Genomic DNA, 18320 nt, shown 5'->3' on the forward strand with positions numbered 1-18320 from the left:
GGGTAGAAAAGATGTTTAATATCAATTGGGATTATTTCAATATTAAAAATCCAAACAAAGAAAATAGTTTTGAAGAGATGTGTAGACATTTATTCTGTAGAAAATTTGGTATTACTGGTTATGATTTTCAGAGTAATTATAATCAGACTGGTCTAGAGATGGAACCAATTAAAGTGAATGGAAAGTGGCATGGATTCCAGAGTAAGTATGTAATAAATAACCCATATCAACAAATTGAAGATTCCCTTTGCAAAGTAAACAAAGCATTTGACATATATAAAGGGAGATTGGATTGTGTATATATTTATACAAATGCAAACATCAAGCCAAACTGCACAAAAAAAGATTTAGAAAAGGATACAGCTAGAACAAGGATAATAAAGAGGGCAAAAAAAGAAAATATTAAATTAATTTGGATCACACGTGACAATTTCAACTCAATACTAAATGAAGATGGTAATATGGATATTGCCGCCTTTTATTTTGGTATTGGTAAAGAAATTGGTTTTATCAATAATTGTATAAGTAAAGAAGATGTTGACTTTTTAAACTCTGAAAAATATTTGGATTTAGTTATTAGAAATAAGCGATACGAAACCACTACAATAGATAATATAATACATAAAAAAGAAATCTCTCTTTTAGTGGGAGATCCGGGTACTGGGAAAAGTGAGATTCTTAAGAAGATCTATTTAAAATATAGTAATGCACATGCTTCTGATAGGGAAATAATCATGAAAATTTTAGAAAATAAAATATTACCTATCTTTATCCAACTTAGAGAAATGGTTTATGATAATCTTGAAAATTTTATTAGGTCTAGGATGGCTGATTTTGGGTTAAAAATATATGACAAAAGCTTTACATATTTATACATAATTGATGGAATAGATGAGGTATCTTTTACTCAAGCGCATAATGTTTCTTTATTTATTAAGAAGTTATATAACGAGAGTACCACTTATTCAGTCCTATTATCTTCAAGATCAAATAGTCCCAATATTACTATTTTAAAGAGCGTTATAGTGAATACCGAAGAGTTTTATATTGAAAAGTTAAACCAAAGTTATATAGATATTTATTTTAAGGTGCAAAAAAATAAGGATAAAGAACTATGTTATAAATCTATAAAGGAAATGAACATAAGACTCCTAAAAGAACTAGATGATATATTTTCTATTAAGTTGCTATATGATAATATTGAAAAAATCAATATTAAGACTACAAAAATTGAGCTGATTTCAGAATCAGTAAAATTGCTCTTGAACGGACCACAGATAGAAAAACTTAATATTTTAGATAACAAAGCTGATAAATTAATCGCTATATGCAGAGAAATTGCTGCTGAAATGCAAAGAAATCAAAGATTGTCAATTGATTTACCAGCTTTACAAGAAATTATTGTTAAGAATATTCCCAATATTAATAACTATGATTTGAATTGCATTGTAACATATTTACGGAATATATTTTTTTCTACCACCGAAAAATCTTCATCAAGTACAGTCTTTAATTTCAAACATAGACGATATCAAGAATATTTTTTATATGAAAAGGTAAAAGCCGAATTCAATAAAAATCCTAGAATTATTAGAGAGTTAAAACTTTTATCAAATAAAGGCTTTATGTTGGATATTTTTCTCCCACAAATGATATGTGATTGTAAAAGTAATGGAGACATGCTAGGGATACTTTCAATAAGTTTTCTTTGGGATTACCTTGGTTATAGTTACTGGTATAAATGGGATAATCCCCAATTGCCATTAAGGAACGATTGGGGTAGCTCTGAGCCAGAGTATAAACTTTCAGAGTTATTACTTTCAACAATTGCTTCACAGAAACCGACTACATTGGATTTGTTATTGAAGGATGAAAATCTACCCATTTCTGATTATCTAAATGACAAAAAAAGATGGTTGAGAGCCTTGGAATTGTTTCATGGTAATGGCCATGAGAAACAAGTTGAATATTATTTAAATTTATTATCAAAGCAATCAAAAGAAGACCAAAGAGAACTAATCTTTGGAAACAGCTATTCATTTATATATTATCGTTATAAAATTTTGGGAATCTCATTAACAGATATTATGAAAGACTTACCTGATATTTCGAATGATAATTCCGTTGATGGTTATGAAAACATAGAGTCTCCTTTAAAAGGTATGATTAGAGCCTTTTATAAAGTTATTTTCGAATTTTCACCAAACTTTTTGATTAAAAGTCTCAATGAAATTCCAATTTCACACTTAAATATTTTATTTGACGAAATGTGCAAATTTAAGAATTTGCTCATACTTATTAGCGATGATGAATTAAAGGAGGCTATGCGACATTTAGTATCGCAAGCTGATGAGAGTTTTGATATTTCTGTGCATGTTATAAGAAAATTACTAAATAATACGGAAGCATCCGATCAACTTATTGAAAATTATTTTAAAAGTATAAATACAGGTAACATACCTACATGGGATAGAAGACAGAATGTGAATATTCTATTGTCCGCTGTTTACGGAAAGCAAAATTTAATTTTATATTCAAGTGGTAAGATTCAAACAAAAATTCTAAAAATAGTGATTGATAACTATGGGAAAAACGAAATAACTATGATGGACGAAATAGTAACATTAATTGCTGAAACGAATAAAATGAATAGTTTTGAAGTTTCAAAATTGGTGGGCATTCTTTTGTCCTATGTATCATTACCTTTAAATAAAATAAAAAAGTATTTGGTCGTGTTAAGTCGCTATGCTGAAAAAGTAAATATTGCAACTATTATATACTATATACAGGAAAATAATCCTGGCTTATTCATACAAATAAGTAATCCTGGAATGATAATGCGTCTGTATAATAAAGTATTAGACGAAGGGATAATCTCTTATTATGGTGACTATACAGAAAATTTATTACGCTTTGCTAAAATGATGAATAACTTTGATTTTGAACAAAGTTACTTAATAATAAGAGAATGTATAAATGCTGGGATACTAAGGCCATGTTTTAGGAAAGAAGATATTGTAGATTATGTCTTATGTGATTGCTTTAAAATAGCAATAGAAAATTTTTGGTATAGTGAAGAGGAGCTTAAAGTTATTGCTTCCAAATTAAGAAATATGATTATTTTATTACAAGATAGTACAGATGGAGGCGGTAGAAGTAATTATTTTAATTACATATTAAAGGAATATATTCCTAATTTATATGAGGAGTATTTAATAAATGGTGGTGAGACTTCTTATTCTGAAAAAATGGAAGAAGTTACGTGTTCGATAGAGGAAGTTAGTCAATCATTAAGTATGAAAAATATAAAGGATTATTATATAGGTAAAATAAATGCAGATTATTCTTCTAAAGCATTGTGGGAACTATTGATTTCATATGAGCTTAAAGAAACAGGAAAACTAGATATTTTATTTGAGTGTTTAAGCGAGAATCATTATCCATTTATCTGGGGATTTGGTAATTGCGAGTACCATCATATTCCTACTGCTATTTTATGGGATAATCCTGATTGGGCTTGTAAAATCAAAGATTTTATGATGGAACAAGGTGGGAGAGCAGGATTATATAATGTAATTAAAATGTGTTCAGTTATAGGATATGATGAAATGGGAAAGAAATATTTCGAACAGTTTATAAAATTATGTGAACTAATAGTGTTTGAATAATTGTCAACTAAGAATGATAATTGTATAAGAACTGGTCGATATGTTCCCGCATACCGATAGTCCCTTAAAGAGCCGTTGATATGTTTCCGCTTACCGACAATGTAAAATGCATCAATCTCAACGAATCGTGCCACGTGGAGTGCGTGGTATTGATGTCAAGGGTTGAGAAGTAAGTACGTGAAAAAGGCTTGAAATAAGGGCTTTTCGAGATTTGAAAGTAAAAATCCGATGCACTAAAACCGTAAAAATATTGGTTCGTTGGAATAAGTCAAAGAGGCTGTTTTTAGGCGTGACAGAGCGATTTAGATGTCATAGTTTGGCGTGTGGTCAGGATAGATATCAGCGGTTCGCGTGTGGTCGATTTAGATGTTTTGTGGATTTGAATGGGGTTGTGTAGTCGGGTTAGATTTTGGTATAAAAAATACGAAAATAGGCTATTCATCATTTTGAAAATGCCTTATAATGTTTATTAGCCGTAAGCGTCAAAAATTAAGTATCTAGATAGCATGTCTTCTCATTGATAAACTTATTTCATAAGATTATTATTGGGAGGGTAACTATGTCTAGAAGATTAGATAATGCAACCTGGGAAGAATATATTAATAAATTTGATGCATGTAATGGAACAATAACTGTTAAAGATTTTTGTTTAGAAAATAAACTTACTAAAAGTCAATTTTACTATCATAAAAGAAGAGTAGAAAGGGCAAAATTTGAAAACAAAGAAACAGTTTTTCATGCTATTTCTTTAGATAATAAAGAGAATAATATTAAAGAAAATATCTATACTTTGAATGAGGTAAAGATTACAATAGGTAATACCATCATAGCCATTCCTGTTAATGAAACTGCTCTAATATCATCAATAATAAAGGAATTAGCTGCAAAATGTTAAACATAGATAAAGTAGAAACAGTTTATCTTGCCTGCGGCTACACGGATTTAAGGAAAAGTATTGATGGTTTAGTTATGATAGTTCAGAATCAATTTAAACTGAATCCTTTTGATAAAGCCTTATTTGTTTTTTGTAATAGACAAATGGACAAATTAAAAATTCTTCACTTTGATGAAGGTTTTTGGCTATATTATCACCGTTTAGAAGCGAATCGCTTCAAATGGCCTGCTACGACAGAAGAAGCATTGAAAGTAAATATAGAAGAATTACGGTGGCTTCTAAAGGGCTACGAAGTAAGAACAAAATCCAAGTTTAAACCTATAAAACAAAGTAATTATTTTTAAAAGTGTATCACTCCAAAACCGTTGAAAAACCTTTATTTTCAACGGTTTTTGTGGTATAATAAATATATAGAATAAAGCTAAAGAGGTAATCATGAATCACGAAATTTTAACTAATGAACTTGATGAAAATACAAAATTATTAATTGAAAAAATGGAAAAAGAATTAAGCTCAAAAGATGAAGAAATAAGAAAACTTAAAAATGAGTTAGAATTCTTAAAAGGTGTTATATCAAATAAAAATAGGAAGATATTTGGAGTATCTAGTGAAAAGGCAGATGCTAATCAATTATCTTTTTTCAACGAGGCCGAAAAATATAGTGATTCAAAGGTAGAAGAACCTACTTTAGAGGAAATTACATATAAAAGAGCTAAGAGAAATAATTACATAGGTAAAAAAGATAATCTAGCAGACTTAGAAAGAGTTGTTATTGAACATAAATTACAAGGTGATGACCTTAACTGTAAAGAATGCGGAGAGCAATTAGTTGAAATAGGTGTAAAATCAAGAAAAGAGATAATTAAATATATTCCGGCTAAGCTTGTAGTTGAAGAACACGTGATTTACAGCTACGCTTGTAAATCATGCGAAAAGGAAACTGGTGAAAGTAATATAATTTCAGCAGAAGCACCACAAACTATTTTTTATAATAGTATGGCTTCTAATGAGTTAATTGCTCATACTCTTATACTTAAATATCAACATGCTATGCCACTTTATAGGCAAGAAAGCTATTTTGATATGATGGGTGCTACTCTTTCAAGACAAACTCTATGTAACTGGACTATGTCAGCAGCTGAGGCTTTAGAGCCAATATATAACCACATGCAAAAAGAATTACTAAGCAGAAATTATATTCATGCAGATGAGACTACTTTAAAAGTAATTAATGACAATGGCAAGGATTCTAAATCTCAAAAATATATGTGGTTATATATGAGTGATACCAATTCAAAGCCAGTAATTTTGTATGATTATCAGAGTACCAGATCCAGCTCTTGCCCTAAAAATTTCTTAGGAGATTTCAAAGGATTTCTCCAAACGGATGGTTATAGCGGTTATAATTCCGTTACAAACGCTACAAGGGTATATTGCTTAGCTCACATAAGAAGATACTTCCATAATATAATTGTAGACTTAGATGAAGAAGCCCTAAAAAATTCTAGAGCAATAATAGGGTTTAATTATTGTGAGCAAATTTATAAACTTGAAAAAGAGCTTAGAGAATCCTTTTCAAGTAAGGATGATTATTATGATATTAGATTTAAAATAAGAGCTGAAAAATTAGCTCCAATTATAGATAACTTTATTGAATATGTTGAAAGAGAAATAAAAGCTGCTCTTCCAAGAAGTCCGTTGGGTAAAGCACTTGATTATGCTAAAAAGCATTTACCAGGATTAAAGAATGTACTGCTAGATGGTTCTTTAGAGGTAGACAATAATGCAGCGGAAAGAGCTATTAAACCTTTCGTTATCGGCCGTAAGAACTTCCTTTTTGCTAATACTGCTAAAGGTGCCACACATAGTGCTAATATTTACAGCATTATTGAAACTGCCAAGGCTAATAAATTAGTTGTAGAAAGGTATTTAGTTTATCTATTTGATAATCTATTGAAGATAGATATAGAAGGTAGCGAAAGCTTAGAGAATCTTATGCCTTGGTCAGATAAGATTCCTGAAAATATGAAAATTAAAGATAGGAAATAAGTTAATCCCAGTAAAGTTTAGTAAATTGCCTTACTGGGATATTTTAATGCTATTTTTCAAGTTATTAAAGGTACTAAAACTTTGACGCTTACGCTTATTATTGTACCAATCCACAAATTGTAGCACCCATTCTCTAGCCTTTTCAATGTCTACAAAGCCTTTCTGTGGATAACCTGGCCTGTATTTACATGTTCTAAATAAAGCCTCTGAATAAGGATTGTCATTACTAACTCTAGGCCTTGAGAATGACGACATGACACCCAGAGATTCAAGCTTTGCTTTTAATGTGTATGACCTCATGGGGCCACCGTTATCAGAGTGCAAGACTAGAGGTCTTCCTATGATTTTTTCATTTACTATAGATTTCTCCACAAGTATTGATGCTAATTCTCCAGTTTCTTCTGTCCACACTTCCCAGCCTACTATTTTTCTGCTGAAGATATCCACAATCATATATAGTTTATAATACATTCCTGCTATTATTGTTGGTAACCACGTTATATCCCATGTCCAGACTTGATTTGGTCCTTTAGCTATATGAGTCTGTGGATATTTTCTTTTTTCTGGTGGCTTTGAGCGGCCTCTGTGACGTTGCATCTTTTCATTTCTTAAAATCCTGTACATTGTTGATTCTGATGCTATGTATACGCCTTTATCCGCTAGCGCTGGCACTATCTGAGAAGGTGATTATTACGCTCCATTAGAACCGTAGGTTCATATTTTCAAAACTATCGATTCACAGTAAAGAAACCATCTATTCACTTATAAGCACCGCCTGAAGGCGGTGCCTGTATAACTTAATTTATTTGGTGGAGAAATGTTCCCTCATGTTCATGTTCCCAGTATCAATACGAATAGATTTATGTACGATCCGGTCTAGAATAGCATCAGCCATGGTCCCGCCCCCTAAGCGAGTATGCCAATCTGACACTTTGTACTGAGTGCAAAACAAGGTGGAGTGACAATCATAGCGCTTCTCAGTAAGTTCAAAAATGAATCTGACATCATCATCGGATAATTCTTGAAGGAGCCATTCATCCAGAATCAAGAGGTTGTAGTTAGAAAATTTGCTTACTAGCTTACTGATCCCTTTGCCTTGTAAAGTTGCCTCAGCACGAAGCTCCAGAAGCTCTGGCAATCTTATATAGCGTACTCGATATAACTGTCTGCATGCAGCTTTGCCCAATGCGCAAGCTAGAAAAGTCTTACCAGAGCCTGTGAAGCCATTAAGCACAAGGCTAAAGTTGTTACGCATGTATTGGCAGGTTGAAAGCTCAATAATTTGATTTTTATCAAGCCCCCTATCCGCATAGTAAATTGAGTTTACATCTGCATCAGTAAATCTGAATTTGGCTTGCTTTATTAGACGTATTGAGCGCTTATTGTTTTTATCCTGATAGAGACTATCAATAGCTAAAGTAATTCTTTCGTCAAAGGTCATGGCTGAGTAGAGCGGTTGATCGTCATCCTGTATTTTAAATATATCAACCAGTTCATCAAGGTTTAACTCTCGAAGCTTGCGTTTTGTTTCATCACCTATCATACCTGCCACCTCCGTAGTATTCTGCACCTCTTACATAGCCATGAGCATTGGACTTTGACTCTAGGGCTTTAAGATGGGCATTTTTCTTCTCAAGATAGATAATATCTTGATTACTGGCAAGAATGGACTTAAGCTGCTTATAACGAGGTACACGTGTCATAGGCAAGGCTACTTCACATGCAACTTCAAGGCGCTCTTCTGAATAACTCTTACTTAATTTTAAAACTGATAATGCAGAGTTATATCCTTGTTCTTTTATGGTTACACTCTTAAATATACGCTCAATAACTTCGCTTGTGTGAGTACCTATACTTGCTGCCCATTGTTTCAACCGGATATCATTCATTTCTGGTTGATTAAAGGCATCAGGCATATCTTCTTTGTGGGTAGAATATTTGTTACTCACATATAGCGGAAACCTGGGATGTGTAGAAATGGTAAGCGTAAAATAGTCCCCACCTATTATTCAGATGGGGACTCTGCTATACTTGTTTTGATTTACAGTATTTAGGTAAGGTAGATGACCAAGGCAATAAAGAATCTAAAACTTCAGAATCATTTATATCAACATTTGGAAACTGCTCAAATAAGTATTTTAAGTATTCAAAAGGATTAAGATCATTTTCCTTTGCAGTTTCAATAATACTATAAGTAACTGCACTTGCCTTTGCTCCCTGCGGAGTATTGGCGAACAGCCAATTTTTTCTCCCAATGACAAATGGCTTTATTGCCCTTTCGGCGCGGTTATTGCTAAGTTCCAGCCTGCCATCTTTGAGTATACTCATCAGTTTATCCTTCTGATTGAATGAGTAATTGACAGCTTTCCCGTAACTTGATTTGGGTAGTGCAAGAGCGTGTTCCTTTTCAATCCATGAGAAATAAGCCTCTAGCATTGGTTTAAGTTTGCTAAGGCGTTCATCATACCGGTCTTCAGATGACAAACTTGATAGTTCTTCCTCAAGCTTAAACATTTCATCAATATATTTGACTCCTTGATAAGCAGAGGTATACATGTAGCTTTCTTTATCAGTCACTGCCTTTAAGGTATCAGTGAAATACCTCCTTGCATGTGCGAAGCACGCTACGAGAGTAACTTCCATGGCACCGCCGGCTTTGGAATCTTTCAAAAGTTTGTCATAACCGTCATAGGCATCAACATGAAGATAACCCTTAAATCCATTTAAGAAGGTTTTGGCATTATCTCCTGCCCTTGATGGCTGATAATCGTATAGAACAATAGGATCATGCCCATTGCCTGTACGGTACATCCACATATAAGACCTTGTTGTGGCCTCACGGCCCGGCTCATTGAGAACTTCTAGTTCTGTTTCGTCCGCATGAGCTACATCATAGTCCGTAAGGTATTTACGTAGACGCAGGTACAAAGGATTCAGCCAATCTTGTGCAGCCCGAATAATCCAGTTAGCCATGTTTTGACGGTTAACTGGTAAACCACGCCGCTTGTATTCTTGTTCCTGCCTATAAAGAGGAGTAGCATCTACATATTTCCTAGTCATGATATATGCTATTATAGAAGAGGATGCTATACTTCCCTTAATGACAGGCTTAGGGGTTGGCGCCGAAATCATTGGGACAGTTATATCTTCCTTTTCACATTTCCGACAGGAATAAATCATGCTGTGGATTTCTTTTACGATAATTTGTGCCGGGATGACCTCCAGCTCTCTGCGGATTTCGGAACGCACCTCATGGAGTTGACCGCCACATTGAGAACAAACCTGTTCTTCAGCTGAGAGCTTATATTCAACTATTTGCTTAGGAAGATCTGAAAGATCTTTTTCACGTTTTCCTTTAAGCTTTTTAGCCTTGGATGAAGATTGTTGTTGCTTTGCACAATCATCTAAATTAGGCTCAGCAGTAAAAGGCTGTCGCTCACTTTCAGCCTCGTTAAATATTGGCATGTTAATCTGACCATCTATATTCTTTTCACTGGATTTACCAAATAGTCTCTGCTTGTTGAGCTTGTATTGCTCTTCATACCATTTTAGTCTAAGCTCAGCCTGCTCCTTTTCAATGCTGAGTTTTATGAAGGCATCCTCTAGCTCTTTACGACTGTAATTCTCTAAGTTAAATGATTTTACTTCTGTTTTACTCATACTTATATTATACACTTTTCATACAAAATTATCAAGAAAAAAAGTCGTAAAAAGCTAGTGTTTTCAACGGTTTTAGAAGTTTTAAAGAGTTGGAAATTATCCACTTTTTGATTGAATTTTTTAGGGTTATCCACAAAAAATCAAATGATTTTTCTCTGCATAATATCACGATGTACTCCCTTTTGGTTAATATCCAGTCCATCTAAAAGCCAGCGGAGCTCCCGCTCCGTTACATGTATAACTTTGTCTTTAGAATTATTAGGCCACTTAAAGCGACCTTTTTCCAAACGGCGATAGTAAAGCCAGAATCCATTCCGCTCCCAATAGAGCAACTTGAGTTTGTCGCGTTTAGCGTTGCAGAATACAAAAAGTGCATCAGAGAATGGATCTAACTTAAAATTCATCTGAACGATGATGGCGAGACCGTCAATAGATTTTCTCATATCAGTACTTCCAGCAGCCAAAAATACATTAGAAGTCTGCTTTAGGTTTAACATAAAGTTAATAGGGATTGGACAACATCTGCAAAGAGTTCTTTATCGAAGTCTTGCGAAACTGAAATTTCAGCCTTACCGACTTTTACAGTAATAGATGTTGTTGTTATAGATAAATTTGTTTTTACTGAAACCCACTGCTGTCTTGGTTCTTCTTTAAACTCTGCTTTGTTGAATTTGTTAATCCAATAGCGTAATTTGTGTATACTCAATTGTTTTTGCTGACACCATACCGGCCCGGTAAGGCCGCTAGATCTATAATCAGCAATGAGCTGCTGCCAATCTTCCATATTTAATTTTGTCAATAAAAACACCTCCGGAATTTTATTCTAGAGGTATTATCTCACAAGATTTATATTCATAAAATGTGTGGACAGTTTGACGCTTACCTTAGCATCTGCTGCTTTGCTCACTCTTAGTTCCTTTATATCCTCTCTCTCTTCTGTTTTGTCAGTGGCAGTAGCGCAAGCGCTAATCCACGATTTAACTTCTTCGTAGTATAAACCTTTTTCCCTGCAGTATCTTGATAACTCAATTTCTGATAGGCTATAAGCCTCCATAACTACTAAAAATCTTTCATTAGGGGTTAGGTTTCTTCTAGGTTTAGTATGGCCCTTTTCCTTTTCAGCTTTCTTCTTCCATGTTGCTAAGGTTGACTTACTTATCCCTGTTTCAATTGATAGCTCTCCTAAAGATTTATTCTCTGGTGGGAATAATCTAGCCACATGCCCGGCTATTTCTTCCTTACTATATCTTCTAATTTCTCTTGCCATAATAATCATCTCTCCTCTGTACGAGAATATCACACATAACTTCTTACGACAACTATCTTAACACAGGGGGTACCTGAGGAACTTAGAAATTATTTTTATAAAAGAAGAGAGATGCTTAAAGACCTGATGGACGGAGTCTATCAAGTAATTGACTATTGGTACAAAAAACACAAGGGCAAGAGTTATGAGGTGGGTGTAATAGCGGTAATTCATACTTTTGGACGAGACTTAAAATGGAATCCTCATGTGCATGCACTTGTTACGGAAGGGGCTATTAACAATAAATATAGCTGGTGGAAGCCGGTAGAATATATACCATATGAATACCTAAGGAAGTCTTGGCAAAAAATTGTTTTAGATATCATAAAGAAATATTTTAAGGATTATAAAACTAGAAAATTAATTAGTACCTTGTACAGGGTATATAAAGATGGTTTTTATGTTAATGCAGACAGAGCCCTTACAGATATGAAAAAAGCCACTAAATACATAGGGAGATATCTTGCAAGAGCTGCGATAGCAGAGTATAGAATTGAAAGCTATGATGGTGAGAATGTAACCTTTTGGTACGAAGACCATGATACCGGTGAACATATAAAAGTTACATTGGATGTATTAACGTTCATTGGAAAGCTGGTACAACAAATTCATAAAAAAGGCTTTAAGTGCGTTAGAAGGTATGGTCTATATTCAAGGAAGAAAAATGCTTTGGCTAAAGAAATAATACACTTGTATAAGTTTGTTAAACAGTTAAAGATTTGTAAGCGTCAAAGTTTTAGTACCTTTAATAACTTGAAAAATAGCATTAAAATATCCCAGTAAGGCAATTTACTATACTTTACTGGGATTAACTTATTTCCTATCTTTAATTTTCATATTTTCAGGAATCTTATCTGACCAAGGCATAAGATTCTCTAAGCTTTCGCTACCTTCTATAGCTATCTTCAATAGATTATCAAATAGATAAACTAAATACCTTTCTACAACTAATTTATTAGCCTTGGCAGTTTCAATAATGCTGTAAATATTAGCACTATGTGTGGCACCTTTAGCAGTATTAGCAAAAAGGAAGTTCTTTCTCTTATGTGCTTAAGAACATAAGAGAAAAAATTGGCTGTTCGCCAATACTCCGCAGGGAGCAAAGGCAAGTGCAGTTACTTATAGTATTATTGAAACTGCAAAGGAAAATGATCTTAATCCTTTTGAATACTTAAAATACTTATTTGAGCAGTTTCCAAATGTTGATATAAATGATTCTGAAGTTTTAGATTCTTTATTGCCTTGGTCATCTACCTTACCTAAATACTGTAAATCAAAACAAGTATAGCAGAGTACCCATCTGAATAATAGGTGGGGACTATTTTACGCTTACTTTTCAATTAACTCAAATTTTGATATACTAACCATAGTTGTTTTAGGACGCTCCCTGTACTAATGCTGGTAACATTAGTACTTCAAAGGGGAGCGTTTTCCTTTCTAAAAATTTTACCTCTATGGTCAATATATCGTCAATTATTGGACAGGCATTTACATCAACTTTTCGACATTATAAAGTGGCTTTAACAACTAAGAGTTTTGAATTTATTAATAATAGTGGTTTGTATGAGAATTAATATTTGATACAAATATTATACATTTGCAGATAACAAAGGCTATTGTTATCAATTGATAATAAGTTCTATTTCTCAAAAACAGTGTACAATCAAAGCTTTTGGTAATATTATGAAAGCATAAAGTATTATCAATTGGGAGTGAATAAAGTGGAAAGTTATAAACTAGGCACAAAGGTATCTGTAGTTACGATGATAGCAAACATTATACTATCTATATTTAAATTGATTGCAGGTATCTTCGGAAAAAGCGCAGCAATGACTGCGGATGCGGTTCATTCGGTATCCGATGTATTTACAACTGTAGTAGTGATAATAGGATTAAAGATGTCGTCAAAAGGAGAGGATAAGGAGCATCCATATGGACATGAAAGGTTGGAAGCTGTATGTGCTAAGATAATAAGTGCAGCACTGCTTTTGGTTGGATTTACAATTGGGTATAAAAGTGCAGTAAACCTCTATGAGGGTAATGTTACTACCCCGAGAAGTATTGCACTATGGGCAGCTGTGGTATCAATTATAGTTAAGGAAGGAATGTACTGGTACACAATTATAACTGCAAGGAAAATAAGAAGCATTGCAATGGAAGGAGATGCCTGGCATCACAGGTCCGATGCTTTCTCATCAGTTGGAACCTTTCTGGGCATTCTAGGGGCCAGATACGGTTATACTTTCCTCGATCCTGTTGCAGGCATGATTGTAAGCATTTTAATTATTAAGGTTGGAGTTGACCTTTATATTAGAGCGGTAAAGGAACTTATTGATTCATCTGCAGATAAAGAAACACTAGATAAGATAAGTAATAGTGTGCTTTCTATTGATGGAGTCAGGGATATAAAAAACCTTAAAACCAGGATATTTGGAAATAGAATTTATGTTGATATTGAAGTATTTGTGGATGAAGGACTTTCTGTTAGGGAAGGTCATGATATTGCAGAAATAGTTCATAGTTCAGTACAAAATGAAATAAATGCTGTAAAGCATTGTATGGTCCATATTGAACCATTTATAGGTTCTAGTATATAAAATTATATTGACAATATAGTAGTACAGGAATACTATATTATAGTGATAATTAAATAAACCTCGGTAGGTGAGGTTACTGCAAGGATACGGGTTGCTACCGCAAGTGAATGGAAACATTCTGAGTTGGTTAGCAGGTTCTGCCGAACAAAGAAGGCTTAATCTAATGCAACTACACTGCCTTGCAGAGCCAAAACTTGAACGAGAAAGTGTTGTTTAAATACCTTCGTCATGTTCAAGTCTGACGGAGGTTTTTTATTTTGAGTTTCGGAGGTGAGAAGAATGGATGGAGACGGTAGTAAGCTTACCAGTAAAGGTAAAAGTATTTACCAAAACAGATTTAAATTTATATTTAGTATAAGGCCATTCTTCTTCAATAATTTATTGTATATTTAGGCCTTTAATAACATATATTTTATCCTTTGGGTATCTACTTTTCTGTGATGTCTAATCATAGATCTGCCTTTACTGTTCGCTTATCTCAAATCTAAAAAGAAATTTATTTCCGCATATTTTGAAATTGAATAGAAATAATGTTGGGTTAAAAAATTAACAATTAACCTCTAGCTTTTTATTGCCTTTTTTAAAGTTAGTTGTTATTTAATCTATTTAAATTTGTCTGTGTTAGCTCTGGTCTCATATATTGCTTTCAAGTTACTTGTACCTGGAGATATTATTCACCTGGCCTCAGGGGATATGATACCAGCTGATGTGCAGCTTATTGCCTCAAAGGACCTGTTTGTTAACCAGTCAACATTAACCGGTGAATCCTTACCGGTAGAAAAGAATGTTACAGAGGGAACCTGGAAAAGCGAGCTGGAAAATCCAAATCTGTGTTTTATGGGGACTAATGTGGAGAGTGGAACAGCTATTGCAGTTGTAGTAAAGACAGGGATGAAAACTTATTTTGGTCAATTAAGCGGCAAGCTCACCGGTGAAAGAGAAATGACCAGCTTTGACAAAGGTGTAAATCAATATACCTGGTTGATGATAAGATTTATATTTGTAATGGCTCCCTTAGTCTTTATCATTAACGGCTTCACTAAAGGAGATTGGTTTGAGGCATTTTTGTTTGGAATCGCAGTAGCTGTAGGTCTTACACCTGAAATGCTTCCCATGATTGTAACTGTTAACCTTACTAAAGGTGCTTTATCCATGGCAAAAAAGAAAGTTATTGTAAAGAAATTAAATGCCATACAAAACTTTGGCGCTATGGATATTCTGTGTACTGATAAGACAGGTACTATTACGGAGGGAAAGGTTGTTCTTGAGAGACATCTGAATATGTATGGGGACGACTCTGAAAGAGTATTGAAATATGCGTTTATTAACAGCTTCTATCAAACCGGACTTAGAAATGTTATGGATATGGCCATCATGTCACATAGGAATGATGGCGAGGACTATTTTGATATTGAAAAAAAGTATCTAAAAATTGATGAAATTCCCTTCGATTTTATAAGAAAAAGGATGTCTGTTGTTGTTCAAAATAAGAGAATGGAACAGGTGCTGGTCTGCAAAGGAGCTGTAGAGGAGGTCTTGAGTCTCTGCAATAAGTACGAAACAAAAGAAGGTACTGAACCTTTTATGGGAAAGATGACAGATAAGACAGAAAAGATGATAAAGGGACTAAATGCCGAAGGATATAGAGTCATTGCTGTAGCCTACAGGATTTTCAAGGAAGGTAACAGCACTTATACAATCGCTGATGAAAGCAAGTTAACCTTGCTTGGATTCCTGGCTTTCCTTGATCCTCCAAAGGAGACTTCAGAGGAGGCCATAGCAAAGTTTCATAAATATAATGTTGATGTTAAAGTTCTTACTGGCGACAATGAAATTGTAACAAAGAAAATCTGTCAGGAAGTAAATTTGCCCGTTGATAAGATTCTTTTAGGCAGCGATATAGATAAGATGTCAGATGAAGAACTTGCTGATGCGGCTGAAGTAACTTCAGTTTTTGCAAAACTTTCCCCTATGCATAAGGAAAGAATAATAAGAGCATTAAAGAGTAAAGAGCATGTTGTAGGTTTTATGGGTGACGGAATAAATGACGCTCCTGCACTAAGAGCAGCTGATGTAGGCATATCAGTTGATACTGCTGTTGATATAGCAAAAGAATCTTCAGATATAATACTTTTGGAAAACAACTTACTTGTTCTTGAAGAGGGAGTTCTTGAAGGAAGAAGAGTATTTGGGAATATAGTTAAGTATATAAAGATGACTGCCAGCTCAAACTTCGGAAATATGTTTAGTGTTTTGGGAGCTAGTATATTTATTCCATTTCTGCCCATGATGCCTATACAGGTTTTAACTAATAACTTACTATATGATATATCTCAAACTACAATCCCAACGGACACAGTGGATGAAAGCTGGATATCAAAGCCAAGGAAGTGGTCAGTGGATGAAATCAAGAGATTTATCATTCATATAGGACCAATCAGCTCCATTTTTGATTATACAACTTATATAATGATGTTATTCGTTTTTCATGCTTGGAATAATCCTGCATTGTTCCAGACAGGCTGGTTCCTTGAATCATTATTTACTCAGACACTGATAATTCATGTAATCAGAACCAATAAAATACCTTTTATACAAAGTCGTGCAAGCAAACCGCTGATGATAACTTCACTGCTTATAGTGGCTTTTGGAGCGCTGCTTGTTAATTCACCTATTGCGAGCGCTTTCGGATTTACAAAATTGCCAGTTTTATATTACATTCTTTTAGCTCTTACTCTTTTCTGCTATGTGGTACTGACACAAGCTATAAAGGTATGGTATATAAAAAAATATAATGTAGAATAGAGAATTAAGGTAAGCTCCTGGAATTCATCAACAGTAAAAATTATACAGTAAGGTGGTGAATATTAAATGGAAAATATTGAGGAGTTACTTTCTGTTATAATAAATAATGACAAGAACGAATTTGAAAATTTTATCAATGATATGTATCCAATAGATGTTGCTATACTTTTGGACACTTTAGATGATGAAAATTTGTTGAAATTTTATAAATTAGCTGAAGATGAGCACATAGCAGAATTCCTTGAACAGGCCAATGAAGAGTTTCAGATAAGGTTCCTGAAACTCCTGGACTTAAAGGAAATAATAAAATTGTTTTCATATATGTCAAATGATGATAAAGCTGACATTTTAGGTAACCTCCCCATTAGTGATGAGAAAAGATTTGCTTAAGATGATGAAACATAGTGATACTCTAAAACTGGAGGAGATTTTGGGATATGACGAAGAAAGTGCCGGAGGTATCATGATTACTGAGTATATTGCACTTCGTGGTGATTTAACAATTTTAGAATCTCTGATGAAGGTTAAGCAAATTGGCCCCAAAACTGAGGTTATTGAAACCATATTTGTGCTCAATGAAAAAAGTCAATTGGTCGGAACTGCAGACCTCAGAGATATCCTTGTTGCACCGGAAGAGCAGAAGCTCTATGAAATAATGGATGAAAACATCATATCTGTACAACCTGAGGAAGACCAGGAAGAGGTTGCCCTTGGTGTAGTAAATGGTGCAGCAACTGGAATTGTTACGGGAATAATATTATATATGAAGTATGGGAACCCTTATCTTGGATTAATTATTTTTTGCTGCAATGATAGGAAATCTAATTATAGCAGGATTCTTTGTTTTTTTAATTCCACTATTATTATTAAAGGTTATGGGGATTGACCCTGCACTAGCATCAGCAATATTTCTAACCACAGCAACGGATGTATTCGGGTTTTTTCTTTTCCTTGGTTTAGCTAAAGTTTTTATTGGATTTTTAATTTGATACAAAGTTGGGGAATGCATTATGAAGGGTTTACCGGCTTTGCAATAGATAGGTGATGTGTATAAGCCAAAAGAATCATTAGACCCCCTTAGACCCAGGGGGGTACATCTTTACACAAAATAAATATTAAAGCGTTTTAGTATCATCTTTCTATTTCTTTTCGTTGTTTTAGTTGCAGTTAGCTTTTTATTATTTTTGCAAACAAAATAGTCACCAGCTTCATTGTATTCCATATTTTCTATCCGTCCAATATCGTTCTTATATTTTCGAGTTTTAGATATTTGATAATTAGCTGGTTTGATAAAGGACAGTTGCTCACTTTCTTTCAGATAAACTCAGAATCCACTCCGT

At 33.9% G+C, this 18320-nt stretch carries 17 protein-coding genes, 2 pseudogenes and 1 riboswitch; of the genes and pseudogenes, 11 read left to right on the plus strand and 8 right to left on the minus strand.

Going from position 1 to position 18320, the window contains the following annotated elements; genetic code table 11:
- The first annotated feature begins 11 nt into the window (after positions 1-11).
- The 4 genes from FHY60_RS05440 (at position 12) to tnpC (FHY60_RS05455) (ending at position 6612) form a co-directional block, all read left to right on the plus strand.
- Entirely contained in the window at positions 12-3668 is a 3657-nt protein-coding gene (locus tag FHY60_RS05440) for an NACHT domain-containing protein (protein ID WP_139904021.1), read from the plus strand.
- A 559-nt stretch (positions 3669-4227) separates the two neighbouring features.
- Positions 4228-4563, plus strand: coding sequence for an IS66 family insertion sequence element accessory protein TnpA (gene tnpA / locus FHY60_RS05445; protein WP_139903751.1), 336 nt, complete (start codon positions 4228-4230; stop codon positions 4561-4563).
- Positions 4557-4907, plus strand: coding sequence for an IS66 family insertion sequence element accessory protein TnpB (tnpB, locus tag FHY60_RS05450; protein ID WP_139903753.1), 351 nt, complete (start codon positions 4557-4559; stop codon positions 4905-4907). The genes tnpA (FHY60_RS05445) and tnpB (FHY60_RS05450) overlap by 7 nt, the downstream gene beginning before the upstream one ends.
- A 91-nt stretch (positions 4908-4998) precedes the next feature.
- A complete protein-coding gene (gene tnpC / locus FHY60_RS05455) occupies positions 4999-6612 on the plus strand; it encodes an IS66 family transposase (RefSeq protein WP_139903755.1) in 1614 nt (537 codons plus the stop codon).
- 87 nt (positions 6613-6699) lie between these two features.
- Here the strand turns inward: tnpC (FHY60_RS05455) and FHY60_RS05460 are convergent.
- The 7 genes and pseudogenes from FHY60_RS05460 to FHY60_RS05490 form a co-directional block, all read right to left on the minus strand.
- Positions 6700-7296: pseudogene (locus FHY60_RS05460) on the minus strand (transposase); the annotation flags it as partial.
- A 118-nt stretch (positions 7297-7414) separates the two neighbouring features.
- The gene (locus FHY60_RS05465) at positions 7415-8155 is read right to left on the minus strand and encodes an ATP-binding protein (protein ID WP_139903940.1); all 741 of its coding nucleotides are present in this window, start codon (positions 8153-8155) and stop codon (positions 7415-7417) included.
- Complete coding sequence (locus FHY60_RS05470) at positions 8145-8561, minus strand: hypothetical protein (protein ID WP_139904023.1); 417 nt, start codon at positions 8559-8561, stop codon at positions 8145-8147. The genes FHY60_RS05465 and FHY60_RS05470 overlap by 11 nt, the downstream gene beginning before the upstream one ends.
- Before the next feature lie 76 nt (positions 8562-8637).
- Positions 8638-10272 carry an IS66 family transposase gene (gene tnpC, locus FHY60_RS05475; protein ID WP_139904024.1) on the minus strand — a complete coding sequence of 545 codons (1635 nt, stop codon included), beginning with the start codon at positions 10270-10272 and terminating at the stop codon, positions 8638-8640.
- 140 nt (positions 10273-10412) lie between these two features.
- The gene (gene tnpB, locus FHY60_RS05480) at positions 10413-10769 is read right to left on the minus strand and encodes an IS66 family insertion sequence element accessory protein TnpB (protein ID WP_139902289.1); all 357 of its coding nucleotides are present in this window, start codon (positions 10767-10769) and stop codon (positions 10413-10415) included.
- Entirely contained in the window at positions 10763-11071 is a 309-nt protein-coding gene (gene tnpA / locus FHY60_RS05485; RefSeq protein WP_139902291.1) for an IS66 family insertion sequence element accessory protein TnpA, read from the minus strand. Before tnpA (FHY60_RS05485) ends, tnpB (FHY60_RS05480) begins: the two co-directional genes overlap by 7 nt.
- 33 nt (positions 11072-11104) lie before the next feature.
- A complete protein-coding gene (locus tag FHY60_RS05490; RefSeq protein WP_180375384.1) occupies positions 11105-11539 on the minus strand; it encodes a transposase in 435 nt (144 codons plus the stop codon).
- A gap of 54 nt (positions 11540-11593) precedes the next feature.
- Between FHY60_RS05490 and FHY60_RS05495 the strand changes: the two genes are divergently transcribed.
- The gene (locus FHY60_RS05495) at positions 11594-12361 is read left to right on the plus strand and encodes an IS91 family transposase (protein WP_423243585.1); all 768 of its coding nucleotides are present in this window, start codon (positions 11594-11596) and stop codon (positions 12359-12361) included.
- Between the two features lie 30 nt (positions 12362-12391).
- On the opposite strand, the gene FHY60_RS18460 is transcribed toward FHY60_RS05495, so the two are convergent.
- Positions 12392-12565: a transposase domain-containing protein gene (locus FHY60_RS18460; RefSeq protein ID WP_423243586.1), complete on the minus strand. Its 174-nt coding sequence runs from the start codon at positions 12563-12565 to the stop codon at positions 12392-12394.
- 76 nt (positions 12566-12641) lie between these two features.
- On the opposite strand from FHY60_RS18460, the pseudogene FHY60_RS05505 reads away from it, so the two are divergent.
- From FHY60_RS05505 to FHY60_RS18685, 6 genes and pseudogenes are all read left to right on the plus strand, one after another.
- Positions 12642-12866: pseudogene (locus tag FHY60_RS05505) on the plus strand (transposase domain-containing protein); the annotation flags it as partial.
- Positions 12867-13299: 433 nt separating this feature from the next.
- Positions 13300-14175 carry a cation diffusion facilitator family transporter gene (locus FHY60_RS05510; RefSeq protein ID WP_139904027.1) on the plus strand — a complete coding sequence of 292 codons (876 nt, stop codon included), beginning with the start codon at positions 13300-13302 and terminating at the stop codon, positions 14173-14175.
- Positions 14176-14227: 52 nt separating this feature from the next.
- Positions 14228-14389, plus strand: a riboswitch (M-box (ykoK) riboswitch).
- A 404-nt stretch (positions 14390-14793) separates the two neighbouring features.
- Entirely contained in the window at positions 14794-16980 is a 2187-nt protein-coding gene (gene mgtA, locus FHY60_RS05515; RefSeq protein WP_279230454.1) for a magnesium-translocating P-type ATPase, read from the plus strand.
- Positions 16981-17046: 66 nt separating this feature from the next.
- Positions 17047-17370, plus strand: a complete 324-nt coding sequence (locus tag FHY60_RS18120) for a magnesium transporter MgtE N-terminal domain-containing protein (RefSeq protein WP_207671443.1) — start codon at positions 17047-17049, stop codon at positions 17368-17370.
- On the plus strand, positions 17351-17866 hold the full coding sequence (locus FHY60_RS18125; protein WP_207671444.1) for a magnesium transporter: 516 nt from the start codon (positions 17351-17353) through the stop codon (positions 17864-17866). Before FHY60_RS18120 ends, FHY60_RS18125 begins: the two co-directional genes overlap by 20 nt.
- Positions 17790-17969, plus strand: coding sequence for a magnesium transporter (locus FHY60_RS18685; RefSeq protein ID WP_207671445.1), 180 nt, complete (start codon positions 17790-17792; stop codon positions 17967-17969). The genes FHY60_RS18125 and FHY60_RS18685 overlap by 77 nt, the downstream gene beginning before the upstream one ends.
- The last annotated feature ends 351 nt before the right edge of the window (positions 17970-18320 follow it).

Source organism: Clostridium thermarum (genome assembly GCF_006351925.1).
Taxonomy (GTDB): Bacteria; Bacillota; Clostridia; order Clostridiales; family Clostridiaceae; genus Clostridium_AU; species Clostridium_AU thermarum.

Excerpts from the sequence above, each read along its gene's own strand:
- FHY60_RS05490 (WP_180375384.1), bottom strand. The coding sequence starts at position 11,539 with ATGGCAAGAGAAATTAGAAGATATAGTAAGGAAGAAATAGCCGGGCAT.
- FHY60_RS05465 (WP_139903940.1), bottom strand. The coding sequence starts at position 8,155 with ATGATAGGTGATGAAACAAAACGCAAGCTTCGAGAGTTAAACCTTGAT.
- FHY60_RS18120 (WP_207671443.1), top strand. The coding sequence starts at position 17,047 with ATGGAAAATATTGAGGAGTTACTTTCTGTTATAATAAATAATGACAAG.
- FHY60_RS18685 (WP_207671445.1), top strand. The coding sequence starts at position 17,790 with ATGATAGGAAATCTAATTATAGCAGGATTCTTTGTTTTTTTAATTCCA.
- tnpC (WP_139904024.1), bottom strand. The coding sequence starts at position 10,272 with ATGAGTAAAACAGAAGTAAAATCATTTAACTTAGAGAATTACAGTCGT.
- FHY60_RS05440 (WP_139904021.1), top strand. The coding sequence starts at position 12 with ATGTTTAATATCAATTGGGATTATTTCAATATTAAAAATCCAAACAAA.
- tnpB (WP_139903753.1), top strand. The coding sequence starts at position 4,557 with ATGTTAAACATAGATAAAGTAGAAACAGTTTATCTTGCCTGCGGCTAC.
- FHY60_RS18125 (WP_207671444.1), top strand. The coding sequence starts at position 17,351 with ATGAGAAAAGATTTGCTTAAGATGATGAAACATAGTGATACTCTAAAA.
- tnpC (WP_139903755.1), top strand. The coding sequence starts at position 4,999 with ATGAATCACGAAATTTTAACTAATGAACTTGATGAAAATACAAAATTA.
- tnpB (WP_139902289.1), bottom strand. The coding sequence starts at position 10,769 with ATGTTAAACCTAAAGCAGACTTCTAATGTATTTTTGGCTGCTGGAAGT.
- tnpA (WP_139903751.1), top strand. The coding sequence starts at position 4,228 with ATGTCTAGAAGATTAGATAATGCAACCTGGGAAGAATATATTAATAAA.